Source organism: Sphingobacterium sp. UBA1897, assembly GCF_002337775.1.
Taxonomy (GTDB): Bacteria; Bacteroidota; Bacteroidia; order Sphingobacteriales; family Sphingobacteriaceae; genus Sphingobacterium; species Sphingobacterium siyangense.
In genome coordinates this window covers 88,068-105,687 of record NZ_DDGR01000031.1, presented here as the reverse complement: position 1 = coordinate 105,687, position 17,620 = coordinate 88,068, and the positions used below count along the sequence as shown (strand labels likewise).

Annotated in this window: 15 protein-coding genes; 10 read left to right on the top strand and 5 right to left on the bottom strand. The window is 37.6% G+C overall.

Annotated features, from left to right (window positions below; all coding sequences use genetic code 11):
• Positions 1–10: 10 nt before the first annotated feature.
• Entirely contained in the window at positions 11–2,794 is a 2,784-nt protein-coding gene (leuS, locus tag B4N43_RS21125) for a leucine--tRNA ligase (RefSeq protein WP_286736108.1), read from the bottom strand.
• A gap of 218 nt (positions 2,795–3,012) precedes the next feature.
• On the opposite strand from leuS, the gene B4N43_RS21120 reads away from it, so the two are divergent.
• Genes B4N43_RS21120 through B4N43_RS21100 form a run of 5 tightly spaced genes read left to right on the top strand, consistent with a single transcriptional unit; the run spans position 3,013 to position 6,712 of the window.
• Complete coding sequence (locus tag B4N43_RS21120; RefSeq protein ID WP_046674489.1) at positions 3,013–3,891, top strand: cell division protein FtsX; 879 nt, start codon at positions 3,013–3,015, stop codon at positions 3,889–3,891.
• Positions 3,892–3,893: 2 nt separating this feature from the next.
• A complete protein-coding gene (locus B4N43_RS21115; RefSeq protein ID WP_075993313.1) occupies positions 3,894–4,133 on the top strand; it encodes a DUF3098 domain-containing protein in 240 nt (79 codons plus the stop codon).
• A 22-nt stretch (positions 4,134–4,155) separates the two neighbouring features.
• The gene (locus B4N43_RS21110) at positions 4,156–4,950 is read left to right on the top strand and encodes an undecaprenyl-diphosphate phosphatase (RefSeq protein WP_075993314.1); all 795 of its coding nucleotides are present in this window, start codon (positions 4,156–4,158) and stop codon (positions 4,948–4,950) included.
• 9 nt (positions 4,951–4,959) lie between these two features.
• On the top strand, positions 4,960–5,682 hold the full coding sequence (truB, locus tag B4N43_RS21105; RefSeq protein ID WP_075993315.1) for a tRNA pseudouridine(55) synthase TruB: 723 nt from the start codon (positions 4,960–4,962) through the stop codon (positions 5,680–5,682).
• A 55-nt stretch (positions 5,683–5,737) separates the two neighbouring features.
• Positions 5,738–6,712 (top strand): bifunctional riboflavin kinase/FAD synthetase, encoded by a 975-nt coding sequence (locus B4N43_RS21100; RefSeq protein WP_075993316.1) that lies wholly within the window; start codon positions 5,738–5,740, stop codon positions 6,710–6,712.
• 91 nt (positions 6,713–6,803) lie between these two features.
• Here B4N43_RS21100 and aroQ read toward each other — a convergent pair whose 3' ends face one another.
• Both aroQ and B4N43_RS21090 read right to left on the bottom strand, forming a co-directional pair.
• Positions 6,804–7,223: a type II 3-dehydroquinate dehydratase gene (gene aroQ / locus B4N43_RS21095; RefSeq protein ID WP_286736107.1), complete on the bottom strand. Its 420-nt coding sequence runs from the start codon at positions 7,221–7,223 to the stop codon at positions 6,804–6,806.
• Between the two features lie 265 nt (positions 7,224–7,488).
• Entirely contained in the window at positions 7,489–9,162 is a 1,674-nt protein-coding gene (locus B4N43_RS21090) for a gliding motility protein RemB (protein ID WP_286736106.1), read from the bottom strand.
• A 195-nt stretch (positions 9,163–9,357) separates the two neighbouring features.
• Between B4N43_RS21090 and B4N43_RS21085 the strand changes: the two genes are divergently transcribed.
• From B4N43_RS21085 to B4N43_RS21070, 4 genes are all read left to right on the top strand, one after another.
• Positions 9,358–10,773, top strand: a complete 1,416-nt coding sequence (locus B4N43_RS21085) for a glycoside hydrolase family 125 protein (protein ID WP_286736105.1) — start codon at positions 9,358–9,360, stop codon at positions 10,771–10,773.
• 53 nt (positions 10,774–10,826) lie between these two features.
• Positions 10,827–11,651 carry a glutamate racemase gene (gene murI / locus B4N43_RS21080; protein ID WP_286736104.1) on the top strand — a complete coding sequence of 275 codons (825 nt, stop codon included), beginning with the start codon at positions 10,827–10,829 and terminating at the stop codon, positions 11,649–11,651.
• Positions 11,652–11,721: 70 nt separating this feature from the next.
• Positions 11,722–11,967 carry a hypothetical protein gene (locus B4N43_RS21075; protein WP_075993320.1) on the top strand — a complete coding sequence of 82 codons (246 nt, stop codon included), beginning with the start codon at positions 11,722–11,724 and terminating at the stop codon, positions 11,965–11,967.
• Between the two features lie 154 nt (positions 11,968–12,121).
• The gene (locus tag B4N43_RS21070; protein WP_286736103.1) at positions 12,122–13,375 is read left to right on the top strand and encodes a PQQ-dependent sugar dehydrogenase; all 1,254 of its coding nucleotides are present in this window, start codon (positions 12,122–12,124) and stop codon (positions 13,373–13,375) included.
• 607 nt (positions 13,376–13,982) lie between these two features.
• Here the strand turns inward: B4N43_RS21070 and rlmH are convergent.
• The gene (gene rlmH / locus B4N43_RS21065) at positions 13,983–14,456 is read right to left on the bottom strand and encodes a 23S rRNA (pseudouridine(1915)-N(3))-methyltransferase RlmH (protein ID WP_286736102.1); all 474 of its coding nucleotides are present in this window, start codon (positions 14,454–14,456) and stop codon (positions 13,983–13,985) included.
• Between the two features lie 451 nt (positions 14,457–14,907).
• Between rlmH and B4N43_RS21060 the strand changes: the two genes are divergently transcribed.
• The gene (locus B4N43_RS21060; protein WP_205400933.1) at positions 14,908–15,801 is read left to right on the top strand and encodes a DUF3078 domain-containing protein; all 894 of its coding nucleotides are present in this window, start codon (positions 14,908–14,910) and stop codon (positions 15,799–15,801) included.
• Positions 15,802–15,930: 129 nt separating this feature from the next.
• Here the strand turns inward: B4N43_RS21060 and dnaB are convergent, their stop codons facing one another.
• Positions 15,931–17,541: a replicative DNA helicase gene (gene dnaB, locus B4N43_RS21055; protein ID WP_370445164.1), complete on the bottom strand. Its 1,611-nt coding sequence runs from the start codon at positions 17,539–17,541 to the stop codon at positions 15,931–15,933.
• Positions 17,542–17,620 lie beyond the last annotated feature (79 nt).

Sequence of the window (17,620 nt, the reverse complement as noted above, 5' to 3'; positions counted from 1 at the left end):
ATTGAGTGGGTTAAATCACGATATTGATTATTTTTCCTTTGACAAAAATAATCTTTTTGATTGTCTTCCCATCTAAATGCCGTTGTACATCAGCATGTGCTCTAATCGTATCTTCTACTGCTTTTTGATCTAAATCAAGCGCTAATGATAGATTGAATTTCATCTTGCCATTGAAAGATACCGGATAAGCAAATTCAGATTCAACCAAATATTCTGCTTTGAACACAGGATATGAAGCGTAAGAAAGTGTACCGGCGTCGTTACCCAACAGCGCCCACAACTCTTCCGTAATATGTGGTGCATAAGGCTGAAGAACAATGACGAGCTGTTCCAATATCTGTCGTTTATTGCATTTCAACTCGGTCAATTCATTGACACAGATCATAAAGGCTGAAACAGAAGTATTGAATGAGAAACGTTCAATATCATCTTCCACCTTTTTGATAATTTTATGTAAGGCTTTAAATTCTGCTTTGGATGGATCTTCATTGGAAACACTGAAATTACCCTCAGCATCGTGGAACAGTCGCCATACTTTACGTAAGAACTTATAAACCCCTTCAATACCATTTGTATTCCAAGGCTTAGCCTGCTCCAAAGGCCCTAAAAACATTTCGTATAGACGCAATGTATCTGCTCCATAGGATTCGATAATATCATCAGGATTGACCACATTGAATTTGGATTTCGACATTTTCTCTACCTCACTACCGCAGATATACTTACCATTTTCCAATACAAATTCAGCATTTGCAAAATCCGGCCTGAAGTTTTTGAATTTTTCCAAGTCCAGCACATCATTATGAACAATATTCACGTCTACATGCAAAGGAATAGTTTTGTATTCATTTTTTAATCCATAAGACACAAATTGATTTGTACCTCTCCCTTCGCCATCAAGTACACGATACACAAAATTAGAGCGCCCTTGAATCATACCTTGATTAATCAATTTGCGGAATGGCTCTTCCTCATTTTGGTAACCCAAATCTTTCAAAAACTTGTTCCAAAAACGCGAATACAACAAGTGTCCAGTAGCATGCTCAGAACCACCGATATATAAATCTACGGCTTTCCAATAATCCACAGCCTCTTTGGACGCAAAATTACCTTCATTTTTTGGATCCATATATCTAAACCAATACCATGAGGAGCCTGCCCATCCCGGCATCGTACTCAATTCATACTCATATTGATCTTCATATTTCCAATCTTTGGCCCTTCCCAATGGAGGTTCACCCGATTCCGTTGGTAAATATTTATCAACTTCGGGCAATAAGAGCGGTAATTCTTCTTCTTTAATTAAATAAGGTAATCCATTTTTAAAGTAGACAGGCACGGGTTCTCCCCAATAACGCTGACGCCCAAAAATAGCATCACGCATGCGGAAGTTTATTTTCGCTTTACCTAATTTTAATTCTTCCAATTTAGCAATCAAAGCAGGAACCGCCTCTTGGTAAGTCATACCATTGATAAAATCGGAATTGATGTATTTTCCATCTTTATTTGGATCAGCTTCTTCTTCAATATTTTGGGTATCCGAAATAGGAATAATAGGAAGAGTGAAATGTTTAGCAAACACATAGTCACGTTGATCGCCACTAGGAACTGCCATTACAGCACCTGTACCATAACCAGCAAGTACATAATCTGCGATCCAAATCTGTACATCCTGTCCAGAAATTGGATGTTTAGCGTAAGAACCCGTAAAAGCACCAGAGACTGTTTTTGTATCGGCCATACGATCCAATTCAGATTTTTTCGAAGTTTTCTCGATATAGGCGTCTACTTCTGTTTGCTGCTCAGGGGTAGTCAATGCTGCAACCAATTCATGTTCTGGAGCCAAAACGACAAAAGAAACACCATATATAGTATCTACACGCGTCGTAAACACTTCAATTGCTGTATTTAATTGTGGTACGGGAAATTTCACCGAGGCACCTACCGATTTTCCGATCCAGTTACGTTGCATTTCAACCAAAGGTTCTGGCCAATCAATTGTATCCAAACCTTTCAACAAACGATCCGCGTAAGCAGTAATGCGCATAGACCACTGCATCATCTTCTTTTGCTCCACAGGATAACCACCGCGCTCAGAGACACCGTTGATTACCTCGTCATTCGCTAATACTGTACCTAAAGCAGCACACCAGTTTACTGTACTTTCACGCAAATAAGCAATCCGATATTTCAACAATTCCCGTTGCTGTTTTTCTTCATCAAAAGATTTCCATTCGTCAGCGCTGAACTCCAAGAAGTCTTCATCTGAAACTGCTGAAATGCCAGTTGAACCACTTGCAACAAACCTCGCGATTAACGTTCCGATCGGTTCAGCTTTATCTGATTCCTTATTATACCAAGAATCAAACAATCTCATAAAAATCCATTGTGTCCATTTGTAATATGACGGATCAGAAGTACGCACTTCTCTACTCCAATCATAAGAGAACCCAATGTTGTCCATTTGCTCACGATATCGATTGATATTTACCTCAGTCGTCACTGCAGGATGCTGACCAGTTTGAATGGCATATTGCTCTGCTGGAAGTCCAAAAGAATCATATCCCATCGGATGCAATACATTGAAACCTTTCAAACGTTTATATCTTGAAAAGATGTCCGAAGCAATATATCCCAGCGGGTGACCAACGTGCAGCCCCGCTCCGGAAGGATAAGGAAACATATCCAATACATAGTATTTTGGCTTTTGATGCGTATCGGAGGTTTTATACGTTTGATGATCCGCCCAAAACTTTTGCCACTTTTTCTCTAATGATTTGTGATTATACTCCATTTTTATTCGTAAGGAATTTTTATGACTTGCGAAATTACGATTTTAATACTGAAATGTGATAAAAGTTTTGTAGTTTGAACAATAAATTATAGTATTGAAAAGTTAATTAAACATAGGAAGAAAACAGCCTTCGAATTGATTTTTATCAAAGTAATTACAAGATTAATTCGAAATCTTCCACTCAAATAGTTACTTTCGCAAATAAATTTTTGCTTATTATGTCAGAATACGAATTAAGCACACAAAAAAGAAAAACAAAATCTGTATATGTATCTACGGTTATCAGTATCGCTCTCGTGTTGTTGGTAACAGGTATGTTGGGATTACTCTTGGTGCACGCTAAAAATCTTTCGAAATACGTTAAGGAAAATATCGTCTTAAATGTCATCGTAAATGATGGCACAAGTGAAGGTGATGTCCTTTCTCTACAAAAAGACCTGGAAAAAGATCCTTACGTGCTTCGCACCGAATATATTAGTAAGGAATTGGCTGCAAAAAACTTGAAAGAAGATCTTGGTGAAGATTTCGTACAATATTTGGGACATAACCCACTTCTACCTTCTTTGGATGTTTACATGAAAGAGAATTATGCCAATACAGATAGCATTAAAACTTTTATTGAAAAGATCTCCAAAAACAATAAAATTAAAGAAGTTGTATACCAAGAGTCATTAATTGACATGGTCAACAAAAACGTACGTATAATCGGAATGATTGTTCTTGCTTTTGCGGTTATCCTATTGATTATCGCCGTAGCTTTAATCAACAATACGATACGTCTTGCGATCTATTCACAACGTTTCTTAATCAAAAGTATGCAATTGATTGGGGCTACTAAAAACTTTATTCGTAAACCATTTATAACGTATGGCATCATTCATGGTTTACTGGGATCTTTGATCGCGATTTTACTCCTTATTTTAACGCTGAAATTTGCACAACAGCAAATACCAGAACTGGTCTTTTTACGCAATTGGTTCGAATTTGCGGTGATCTTTTTAGGCGTAATCTTGATTGGAATTCTCATTTCGGGACTTAGCACCTATTTCGCAGTAACAAAATATTTAAAGGCACAATCTAACGATTTATACAGATAAAAATGGCTCAAATAAAGAAATCTACTGAATCAGTCAACAAAGGTTCATTTGTATTCTCCAAAGTAAATTACCAACTGTTCATAGCGAGCTTAGCTATTGTAATCATAGGCTTTACATTGATGTCTGGTGAAACTGATATCTATAGTTTTACCAAGATTACCTTGGCCCCTATTGTTGTTGTTCTTGGGTTTGCGATAGGCTTTGCGGCAATCCTATATCGTCCCAAAAACAAATCAAATTAAAGCATAATCTTATCTTAAACAGATGTCTATTATTGAAGCTATCATCCTTGCTATCATTGAAGGATTAACGGAGTTTTTGCCTGTATCTTCGACAGGTCATATGATCATTGCTACTGCCTTAATGGGTATTCAACCATCGGCATTTGTCAAACTATTTACGATTGTCATCCAGTTAGGAACAATATTATCGGTTCTGGTACTATACTACAAACGTTTTTTTAAAACGCTATCATTTTACTACAAATTGGTCATTGCAGCTATTCCAGCCTCTATATTGGGTTTGCTATTCAACGATTATATTGATGCATTATTAGAGAGTCCTTTAATGGTCGCAGTGATGTTGGTAGTCGGCGGCGTAGTGCTACTTTTCGTTGACAAGTGGTTCAACAAACCAACTGTTGAAGATTCGGACAAGGTTTCCTACAAACAAGCTTTTATGATCGGGGTATACCAATGTCTTGCATTAATCCCGGGTACCTCAAGATCTGCAAGTACAATTATTGGCGGTATGGCTGAGAAACTAACCCGTAAAGCTGCTGCGGAATTTTCCTTTTTCCTTGCTTTGCCTATGATGTTTGGTGCTTCTGCAGTAAAGCTTTTAAAGTTTTTTAAAGAAGGTAACACCTTCACAGGAGAAGAACTTAATTTGCTTATTATTGGAAATCTAATTGGTTTCGTTGTTGCAATTGTAGCCATTAAGTCTTTTATTGGCTTTTTGACCAAATATGGTTTTAAAGCATTTGGTTGGTACCGAATCATCGTTGGTGTTATTATTCTTGCCCTCCTACTTTCGGGCCATAGTTTACAAATTATCTAAAATCTTCGGATGGAAAATATAGAGGTTAGTGAAAATTCAGCAAAGTTCAACTTTGCTGAAGGAGAAATGTTGTTGATCGATAAACCTTTAACATGGACAAGTTTTGATGTTGTTGGTAAAGTTAGAAACTCAATCAAGCCATTAAAATTAAAAGTCGGTCATGCAGGAACTCTAGATCCACTGGCAACAGGTCTACTGATTGTATGTACCGGAAAACTAACAAAGAAAATAGACAGCTACCAAGCTGAAGACAAAGAATATACAGGTTCGATCACATTAGGAGCGACAACGCCTTCTTACGATCTGGAAACAGAAATTGACCAAACCTTTCCAATCGATCACATCACAGAGGAAATGATCTTCGAAGCAGCAAAATCCTTTGAAGGCGAAATTCAGCAGTTTCCTCCAGCCCATTCAGCCATAAAAATTAATGGTGAACGCGTCTATGAAAAGGCCCGTCGTGGCGAAGAGGTTGAAATAAAATCCCGCCAGGTACGCATCAATAGCTTTCTCATTGAAAAGATCGAGCTTCCCAACGTGTATTTTCGCATATCCTGTTCAAAAGGAACCTACATTAGATCATTGGCCTATGACTTTGGAAAAATCTTACAGAGTGGATCACATCTGAGTTCTTTAAGACGCACCAAAAGTGGAGATTATTCGGTAGAAAATGCCTGGAATCTAGAACAACTTATCGCTGAAATAAAACGTCATAAAGAAATCATTAAATAACTTTACCCTCCCATTTTATTGATTCTTTATCTTATTTTTGCAAAAACTCCTATAAATGAAAATCTACAGAAGTTTAGATGATTTCTCACCAGTTGAAAATGCAGTTGTAACCATCGGTACTTTCGATGGTGTTCATATTGGCCATCAAAAAATATTGGCTCACTTAAAGGAAGCAGCTCATAAAATTAATGGTGAGACAATTTTGCTTACTTTTTTCCCACATCCACGGTTGATTATCAATCCAGATGATGATAGTTTACGCCTAATCAACGATATCGAAGAAAAGGTCAGTCAATTAAGCAAAGTGGGAATTGACCACTTAATTATCATTCCTTTTTCCCGTGATTTTTCAAATCAGACTCCGGAAGAATATATTAGTAATGTTCTTGTAGGCAAATTGGGTACAAAAAAGATTGTGATAGGTTATGATCACCATTTTGGAAAAGACCGAAAGGGTACTATGGGCGATTTAGAACAGTTTGCATCTATATTTGACTACAGTGTTGACGAAATTCCGGAGCAGGATATCAACGATATTGCAGTATCCTCTACACGAGTACGTGAAGCGCTTATAAAAGGCGATATAAGAACAGCTAATCTCTATTTAGGCTATCCTTTCGAATTAACGGGAACTGTTATTAGAGGCGACCAAATCGGGCGTACAATCGGATTTCCAACAGCAAACCTACAGGTTCACGAACCTCATAAACTCATACCGGCCTATGGTATTTATGCTGTTGAGGTTTACATCTATAATCATATCCAAAACATCACTACTGGCGAGTATAAAGAGGAAAATCCGGTTTCAATTGCGAAAGGTATGGGCTATATAGGGACCAGACCCACTGTTGATGGGATGAATCGTGCTATTGAAATCAGCCTATTCGATTTCGATCAGGATATTTACGGCAAGACACTACGTGTCAAGTTCCTTCATTTTATCCGACATGATGAGCGGTTTGACTCGCTTGAAGAAATGAAAGCTCAGATCAAAGCAGACGAAGTCGAAATCAGAAGTCTTATTGGTTAGAACAAGTCTGTTAGTTATAAAATAAAAAAGCGGGAATTCCCGCTTTTTTATTTTATAACTATTTTTTCTCTTCCTTGCACAAAAGAAGATATTATTTAATAAACGCCTCGATACCCAATCTGTAGCTATCCAGGCCAAAACCACAGATCACCCCTTTACAATTCTTTGCCAGGAACGAATGATGGCGAAACTCCTCTCTTTGATGGACATTGCTTATGTGAACTTCAATTACAGGTGTTGTAACAGCCGCAATTGCATCTCCAATAGCAACAGATGTATGCGTATACGCTCCAGCATTCAACACAATTCCATCAAATTCAAAACCAACTTCGTGGATCTTATCGATTAACCCTCCTTCTGAATTGCTTTGAAAATAGTGCAATTGTACCTTTTCAAACTGTTGTTTAAGTTCTTCAAAGTAGCTAAGGAAGTCCTGGCTACCATAAATCGATTTCTCCCTTACACCCAACAAATTCAAATTTGGGCCATTCAGTATGAGGATTTTTTTCATTGAAATATAATTATTTTTGCACTGGTCCATTGGCTAACGGAGCGAACCCATGCCATTTTCTGTTTAAATAGATCGTTTTTAAGCCGTAATAAATCATAAGAAAGGATCGTCAACCATCGGATATTTTATGCTGGCTGTATCAAAGCTTTCTCTCCTATGTTGTCCATTTTTCCTGAGACATGGTTTTAAAAACAAACTATATTGATCCTATAGTCGAATCAATATAGTTTGTCCTATTTCAAATATAGTTCGATTTATATAATTTCTATAAATCGTTATAAATTGCCCGGAAACTTGAGCGAAGACCAAATGAAACAACGCCGGACTTATTGACTACCGGTGTTTCATATTGTGCTTTTGCGTAACGTTGGGTATAACCAAGTTCTAAGCGAAGGTTATACTTGGGGTTAAGCACATAGGCAGCCTTAGCATCCGCATAATAGATATTGTTCTTTATTCCTTGCGCTATATGGTTTCCATATAGATTTGGTATCGTTCGATAGGATTGAAAAATATCTCCGCCCATATTACTTCCATCAGGTAGATCCAGCCCATTTTGGGTAAACATGCCCTGTAACGAAAAGTCCCATCTATCCCAGGCATAATTCACAAGACCAACAAGCTCTCTAAAGTTTGCCCCTTTCGGATGGGCCAATGGTTCGGCATTGTTACTGTAGTTTGAATACGATTTAAAGTGTGCGTAAGTATATGGTCTTGCTGTATTATACTCGGCAAGAAAATTTAAATTCTTCACACCAAACATATCATATCCCCTTACGCCAAGTTGTGCTCCCCATTTGTTGTGCGCATAGCCGTTACCGGCGAAGAACTCTTTAGCAGTAAATTCACCCAGTAAAAACTGTCCATATGCAGTCAATCTATAAGGTAATTTATATTTGGAGGTCAATCCCAAAAACATTTTGTCAGGCGACGTTGAGTTATTACTTTCAACAGGTCGAATAAAGATAATTGGACTAATATAACTAAAATCAAAACCTCTTTTACCAGCTTCATCTTGAGCAGCCCAAACGACAGACTGAAAAAAGCCTATCGATAACTTATTTGTCACATTCCAATCCAAGTATTGGAAAGCACCCCATTTTTTTCCGTCTCCTAAACGTGTATTATTCTGCCCTTCCATCGGAGTTGTACCCGTCAAATCTTGCCTAGGATGCGTCGGATCATTCATATACGCCCAGATCGAAGTATATTGAACATTCCCTATGGTCCCGGTCAATTTCAGATGCGCATAGTTTGAAGAAAAATCCGATAAAAGCATCGATCGATAGCCATCCCCGATAAAGTTTTTGTCGTAAGCCAAAGTTGCCTGGATATACTTATGGGCGTCATAAGTCATACTAGCTGTCGCATACATCCAGTCCATTTTATTCTTGGACTGAAATTTTGTATTTCCTTGACCCGGAATAACTTTATGTGCAACAATATAATCATCTAAATATTTAGGAAAGACAGCTTGGTTTTCAAATGCAGAGGTATTCAATGTAAATTTGTTTCCTACATTCAATCCCACCTGAAATCCTCTACCATTCATCCAAGTACGACGTTTGTCACCTTGCATATCTTTTCCAATATACATATCAGGCAAATAGTCTGCGTAAAATGTGTAATCGTCTTTTTCAACCTGCACAAGATGTTCGTTAAAGATCTTGCGCATGAACCAATTAGACGAAGAAACGGGTTTATTAGATTGGATTGAATCAAACTTAGCTAACAATAAAGAGTCTTTTATGACGAATGGTTTAGCAGAAGTATGCATTCTCGTCTCCGTAGAATAAACCGCATCGTTCATTTTTTGATAAAAATGATACGAATAGGGCTGACTCTTAATCTGGGCAAAACCTCCGCAGGAAATACCTACTCCCATGCCTGCCAGCACGATTCGGAGTAAATTATTATTTTTTGTTATATTAAGCCTCATAAAATTATTTCAAAGATTATTTTTTCTAGCAAAATGCATTCCTAAACGCAAATTAACCGAATAAAATTGACTTTATTCATATGTTCAGTCAATTTTATCATGCTAAATCGTATTTGCTGTTTCTTTTATTCAAAAATATTTATATCTTGCATTTCAGTAAATAACCTTAAATCATAAAAAACAGCCCTAATAAGCATGAAACGCAGAACATTTATCCAAAACGCAACCCTGTTAACCGCAGGTGCACTTACAAGCAAATTTTCATTCGCTCAGGAACATTCTTTTCCCACCGTACGGACAGGTAAAGAGAAAAGACTTTTCTCGAGCAAGATAATCGAAGATGCAATTGTAGAATTTCAGAAAAATGTTAAAAATAAGGAACTGGCTTGGTTATTTAACAACTGCTTTCCTAATACCCTAGATACTACCGTATTTCCCTATGTCCAAAACGGAAGAAATTATACCTATGTGATTACAGGGGATATTGATGCCATGTGGTTGCGTGACAGCAGTGCGCAGGTATGGCCGTACCTCCCTTTTATGAAAAAGGACAAAAAACTACAAGATCTTATTGTTGGCTTAATCCAAAAACAGAGTAAATGCATCAATATTGATCCCTATGCCAATGCATTTTATAACGATCCAACAAAAAAAGGCGAATGGTTCAGTGATCACACAAACATGAAACCTGGAATTCATGAACGAAAGTGGGAAATCGATTCATTGTGTTATCCAATTCGATTAGCTTATCATTATTGGAAAGAAACAAATGATAGCAGTCCATTTAATGAAGAATGGTTAGAAGCACAACATAAAATATATCAGACTTTCGTTGAACAACAACGTAAAGATAGTCTAGGCCCATATAAATTTGAGCGAACAACCTCTAGAGGATCCGACACATTACAGGTAGATGGCTACGGATATCCTGTAAATCCAGTTGGTTTGATCTGCTCTAGTTTTCGACCGTCGGACGATTCTACAATCTTCTCATTTTTGATTCCATCGAACTTATTTGCGATTGTTAGCCTTAGACAGTCTGCTGAAATTTTGAAAAAGGTTAAAAATGAACACGAACTCGCTGCAAAAATGGAAGCGCTTGCCAATGAGGTCGAAGCAGCAGTCAATAAATATGGTATCATCGACCACCCGACACTGGGCCGGATTTACGCATTTGAAGTAGACGGTTTTTCGAGCCATCTTATGATGGATGATGCAAATATCCCTAGTTTGTTGGCCCTACCATATTTAGGAGCTGTAGATATAAATAACGAAGTTTATCAACGTACGCGTAACTTTGTTTTGTCTGATAAAAATCCATTCTTTTTTAAGGGAACAGCAGCAGAAGGCATTGGTGGACCTCACATAGGAAGAGATATGATCTGGCCGATGTCCATTATTATGCGGGCGCAGACCTCAACAAATGATGATGAGATTCGTAATTGTATTAAAACACTGGTCAATACACATGGTGGAACAGGATTTATGCATGAATCTTTTCATAAAAACGATCCTAAAAAATTCACAAGACATTGGTTTGCTTGGACAAATACATTATTTGGCGAATTAATTTGGAAAATATATAAAGAGAAACCATCTTTGCTTCAATAAATCTGAAACTTGTAACACAATGTTATAAGTTTCAGAACTTATAACATTGTGTTATGGATAATTTAACAACCCCCGGTCCTATTGGTATTTTTGATTCCGGTTATGGAGGACTCTCCGTATTCAAGGAAATTCAAGAACTTTTACCTCAATACGATTATATCTATTTAGGCGATAACGCCCGTGTTCCCTACGGTACAAGATCCTTTGAGACCGTTTATAATTACACCAAACAATGTGTTTTTAAATTATTTGACTTGGGCTGTAATCTCGTTATTCTCGCATGTAATACGGCTTCTGCAAAAGCATTAAGGACTATTCAACAGCATGATCTTCCCCCTGGAAAGAAAGTCCTTGGCGTCATCAGACCCACAACCGAAATCGTACACAATTTTACGAAAACTAACAAGATCGGTATTTTAGCCACTACAGGAACGGTAAAATCTGAATCCTATAAAATAGAAATACACAAATTCAATCCAGAAATTGAAGTTTTTCAGCACGACTGCCCTTTTTGGGTTCCTTTAGTAGAAAACAATGAAATCAATACAGAAGGCGCACATTACTTTGTAGAAAAAGATTTACGAGAACTTTTACAGCAATCCGATCAAATCGACACCATTGTACTTGCCTGCACCCATTATCCATTATTGCTACCCGTAATCCAAAAATATACACCAAGTAATATAAAAATCATCTCCCAGGGACCTATTGTTGCCAATAGCTTAAAAGAATATCTTGATAGACACCGGGAAATTGAAACAATTTGTTCTCAAAATGGCCAACTGGCCTTTTATACAACAGACGATCCACGGGACTTTGAAAACAAAGCAAAAATATTTTTTGGACAGCCAATAGCCGCAAGCCATATCAGTGTTTAGAAAATAAAAGGCAATAATTTTTAAAACTTTTACTTCCCAATTTTCGTTATTCTGATAAAAGGCGAGTAAAATGAAAAAGAACTTTATAACCATTGCTTATAATCAGGATACACAGCATTGCGAATCCAAAGAGTTTTCAAACATACAGGAAAGTGCAGATTATTTTAAGACTTTCGAGACCTCTGCACAACCCAACTACGTTCCCGTGTGTATTTACAATTTAAATACAAACACCATTCTAGATATAAGTGATTATTATATAAACAACGATATTGAGCTCCACCGAATCGTAAGAAACTGCCTGGCGGGAAAATAACTCCTTTAATACTTATAAACAAATTAGCGGACTAGCATTCCCCTTTCTTATTAGTATGAGTTATATATTTATATTATTACATTCTGAAAAATAATATTTCATTAATTTTTAATATCTTCAAGCAGATAATCAGACCAAAAACAAGTCACAGATAATGAAAACCAAACTGACAATAAGCCTCTTAACAGTATCTTTAGGATTAACTGCATGTAATTCCAACCATGCCAATTCAAATTCAAGTTCGGATAGCAGTGCAAATTCTGCAACTGATACAACAAGTTATCCTCCCGTAGAAACACAAAAGGCAAACACGAATTATAAACCAGCATTTGCTGGACAAACCAGAATTAGAGGTGCAAAGACGAGCACGCCATTCGAAGGTAAAGTAATTGCCGAGGGATTAAAATCTCCTTGGGGTATCACTGCGCTACCCGATGGTCGATTATTAATCTCAGAAAAAGAAGGTGATTTTCGCATTGCAACGGCAGACGGCAAATTAAGTGAACCAATTAAAGGTTTACCTCAAGTCAATAGCAGTGGGCAAGGTGGGCTTTTGGGATTACGTCTTGATCCAAAATTCGAGTCAAACCGTATGATATATTGGGTTTTCTCTGATAATACCGCTGCTGGAACTTTGACGGCTGTTGCGAAAGGAAAACTGTCAGCAGACGAGAAATCGATAGAAGGTGCTAAAGTTATCTACCAAGCTACTCCTGCTCATAAAGGGAACTTGCATTATGGTGGACGAATTATCTTTGATAAAGAAGGTAACATTATTTTGAGTACAGGTGAAAGATCTGATTTGGTCACAAGACCATTGGCACAAGATCTGAATGCAGCATTGGGCAAGATCCTACGTATTACCACTGATGGACAGCCTGCCCCTGGGAATCCATTTATAGGCAAGGCAAATGCACGTCCGGAAATTTACAGTTATGGACATCGTAATCCACAGGGACTTGCCTTACATCCTGAAACTGGCGATCTTTGGGAAACCGAATTTGGTCCACGGGGCGGCGACGAGTTGAACAGAATTGAAGCTGGCAAGAATTATGGATGGCCAACGATTACGTATGGTATAGAATATAAAGGAGATAAGGTTGGTGAGGGCATACAACAAAAAGACGGTCTGGAACAACCCGTCTATTATTGGGATCCTGTTCTCTCGCCTAGTGGAATTACATTCTATACCGGACAGAATATTCCAGAATGGAAGAATAATCTTTTTATTTGCGGTTTGAGCAGCATGCACATTGCCAGAATTATCCTGAAGGATAACAAAGTGGTTGGAGAAGAACGTCTACTAGGCGGTGAAGGACAACGATTTAGAGATATCACGCAGGGAAAAGATGGCGCGCTGTACGCCATCACAGATATCGGAAAATTATATAAAATTGATAAAAAATAAATACTTCGATTCGACGCAGCCCTTCTCAAATGGGCTGCGTTTTATGTTGACCTAATGCTAAAAAACACATTTTCAATTATTTTTTTATTGACCTCATTTGCTATATTTCTTTTCGAACATGACAACCACTCTAGTTTGGCTCGATTATTGATCATCTATTAGCGAATCAATAAATTATTATATGGTAAAAAAAGAAAAAATGAAAAAACTATTAGAAATTAATCCCTTGTCATTCTATATGACCAACTGGGGATTCGTAAACAACACCGCCCCAAAAAGAACGCGCAAAACCTGCCAACCTTCTCCCAAAAATTAAGCGTTCTTGCTTAAACAATTCAATTAAAATTTATTAAAATCATCTGCTGATATCCTCCATACGGATATTAAGTAAGAGATTTATTTCTTTTACTAGATCCGTATGGAAGGGCATTAAGCTATGCGAAAAAATAGGCCAATGCGATTACGATTATAATACAAGCAATCATAATGTATTTATTCAATTGGCTATTTTTCTCTCCTTCGTCACTTTTATAGTGATAATCTCGTTTGTTGGGCAAATTCATAAGCTTGTTTTTATTCATGATGAAGTTACGGACTTTTTTCCATATTATTCGTGATGATAAGGCTCTCCCTTCATGATAGAAAATGCACGATAAAGCTGCTCTGTAAAAAACAAACGAATCATTTGATGCGAAAATGTCATCTTGGACAACGAAATTTTTGAATTTGCTCGATCATAAATTTTTTGGTCAAATCCATAGGGACCACCAATAATAAATACCATTTGCTGAACACTTTGCACCATCATTTTTTCCAGATAAGCAGAAAACTCCAGGGAGCGAAACTCTTTTCCATGTTCATCGAGCAGAACGACTAAATCTTGAGGCTGTAATTGTTTTAGAATCAAAAGAGCCTCCTTATCTTTCTGCTGTTCAGCAGAAAGATTCTTGACATTTTTGATGTCTGGTATCACCATGATATTAAAGTTCACATAAAACTTTAACCGTTTAATATACTTGTCAATACCCTCTATCAGGTACTTGTCATCTGTCTTACCTATACAAAGTAGCGTTATCTTCATCTAAACATTTTATAAGTTTTTGTTATGAATAGCACAATAGAAGCCGGCTTTCTCGATCCAAAATAATGGCTTTGTTCTTGTTTCCGGGTATTGTCAAAAGCTGCTCATAAACTTTTATCCAAGAGCTGCTACGCTAATAAATAGCGCATACATACAATTGAGCAAAGTTCTGATTTTATTTAAAATAAACACAATCAAAAGGACAAAAAAACATTAACCTCATTTATTCGTTTAGTTATAAAACATTTATTTTCTCGTACACGCTGAAAATGGATAATAACCTCGTTTTAAGCGCATCGATCAGATCAAATTGTTGTATATAACAATGATATTTCAACAACTACAATACGCGGAAATAAAGCTGCTGCGTTCATTGTCTAAAAAGATGTGAAACTGTACGTGCTCATTTGGATTATAATAATATGGAAATGCAAACAAATTAAGTATACACATGAAAATAATAAAATCAATTATTCTTATTGCTTTTGGCTTATTAGCACATGAAACCTACGCTCAGACAACCGCGGTAGACAGTACGAAAACCTGGATTATCAAAGGAGAAAACACCTTTCTGATCAACCAAAGTTCATTTTCCAATTGGGCTGCAGGTGGGGTAAATTCATTTTCCGGCAACCTAACTCTTAATTACGACTTCAATTACAAAAAAGGCAAATGGTCATGGGACAACAAGGTCCTTGCGGCTTATGGGCTAACCTTTCAAAAAGAGTCGGACTGGCGCAAAAATGATGACCGATTAGTTTTAAATAGCTTGTTGGGACATCAGGCGTCTCAGTATTGGCTTTATACCTTCTTTCTAAACTTTAACACACAATTTGCCGATGGTTATGATTACACAGCTTCACCCAAAAAAAGAATATCCAGGTTTTTAGCTCCGGCATACCTGAGCTTCGGTCCGGGTTTTGCTTACAAACGATCGGACAACCTCAGATTTAATCTTTCACCTGCGGCTGTGCGCTTTGTATTCGTAAGTGATACACTCCTTTCCACACGATATGGACTAAATCCGAACAGCAAGTCCCGCACTGAATTCGGCGCATCATTTGATGCTTATTATAAAGTAAATTTAATGGAGAACATTTCATTTGAAAATATACTAAAACTCTATTCAAACTATTTAGATAAACCTCAAAATGTAGATATCGACTATACGGCCAATCTTTTTATGAAGGTAAACAAGTTTATTACAGTAAACGCAGGTGTACAGATGATCTACGATGACAATACAGCTATTCCGATTATTAAAGATAATGTTGAAGTTGGAAAGAGAAATTCTGCCCTACAAATTAGGCAAATTGTTGGTGCTGGCGTGACATACAAGTTTTAAAGGCAAAAAAAATAGCAGGCACAAGCCCACATAAGCAAGATAAATTACGAAGTCGCTGTAAACGAAAAAACCGAATTTAAATCATTCGGTTTTTTCTATTATTTAGGAATACTTATGTAAAATTAATCACTAAAATGGCGCATCATCAGGCATGTCGTTCATTCGGGATGGCATAGTAATCCCCCCACTGAAGCCCCCAGCACTAAAATCATCAGCAAAGTTTGGCGACGGATTCAATGCAGAAGCAGAAAATGTAGCCGGTGCATCACCGAATCCATCTCCACCACCCATACCCGAAAACTCATCTTCTAAATCCACAAACTTCACAAATTTACCCACAAAGCGAAGTGGAACAATTCCGGTCTCACCATTACGGTGTTTTGCAATAATAACTTCACCGACACCGGCAGTAGGACGTCCCTCTTCATCTTCTGTCAAACCATAATATTCGGGTCTATATAAGAAAAGAACCATATCCGCATCCTGCTCAATAGAACCAGACTCCCGTAAATCGGACAACATAGGACGCTTACTGTTTCCTGGCCTTGACTCTACTGCGCGACTCAACTGCGACAATGCAAGCACAGGAATATTTAACTCTTTGGCAACAGATTTCAAAGCACGGGAAATACTACCGATCTCTTGTTCACGGTTCCCCCCACCTTTACCGTCTGCTTTTCCATGCATTAACTGCAAGTAATCGACGATCACCATTTGGATATCGTATTGTGCCTTTAAGCGCCTACATTTAGCTCTAAATTCGAACACGTTCAACGCCGGCGTATCATCAATAATAATAGGCGCATCAGTTAAACGACCAATTCTCGAATGTAATTGTTGCCATTCATGATCAGCAAGATTTCCTTTTTTCAATTTCTCTTGCTCAATTTCGGTTTCACCAGCGATTAGACGATTGACAAGCTGAACAGATGACATCTCCAGCGAGAATACGGCAACTGCTTTTCCGTGTTCCACTGCAGCATTACGTGCAACGGAAAGTACGAATGCCGTCTTTCCCATCGCTGGACGTGCTGCAATAATAACAAGATCGGAAGGCTGCCAACCTGAAGTCATACGATCCAAGGCAGTCAAACCCGAAGGCACACCTGTCAAACCATCCGTGCGGTCACGCAGCATCTCAAGATTAGAAATCGCCTCACGCATAATATCGTCCATCTTCCTTGAATCTCTCCGCAAGTTATTCTGCGCGATATCAAACAAGCTTTTTTCGGCATGATCCAAAAGATCGAAGATATCTGACGTTTCATCGTATGAGCTATTAATAATTTCAGTAGAAACTTTAATAAGCTCACGCTGAATATATTTCTGCGAAATAATACGTGCATGATACTCAATATTAGCTGCCGAAACCACGCGATCTGTCAATTGCGTAATATAATAGGCACCGCCGACCATTTCAAGAGCCCCCATCCGTCTAAGTTCCGAGGTAACGGTTAATATATCAATTGGAGAAGTCTTTTGAAAAAGGCCAAAAATCGCTTCAAAGATTTTTTGATGTGATTCCTTATAGAACGATTCCGGTTTTAAAATATCAATAATTTCACTCAGCGCATTCTTTTCAAGCATCAAAGCTCCCAAAACAGCCTCCTCAAGATCCACTGCCTGCGGCGGAAGTTTACCCAAACCACTCACCAAATTATTTAATTTGGTACGACGTTCGCCATAATTACCCCGTTTGTTATTATCCGTGTTATTCGCTTCAAAATTACTGTCGTTCATCATGATATTATATCAGAAATATAGCTTTGCTATCCTTATAAATTTTAGATAGGATAACAAATGTATAAAAAATAAAATT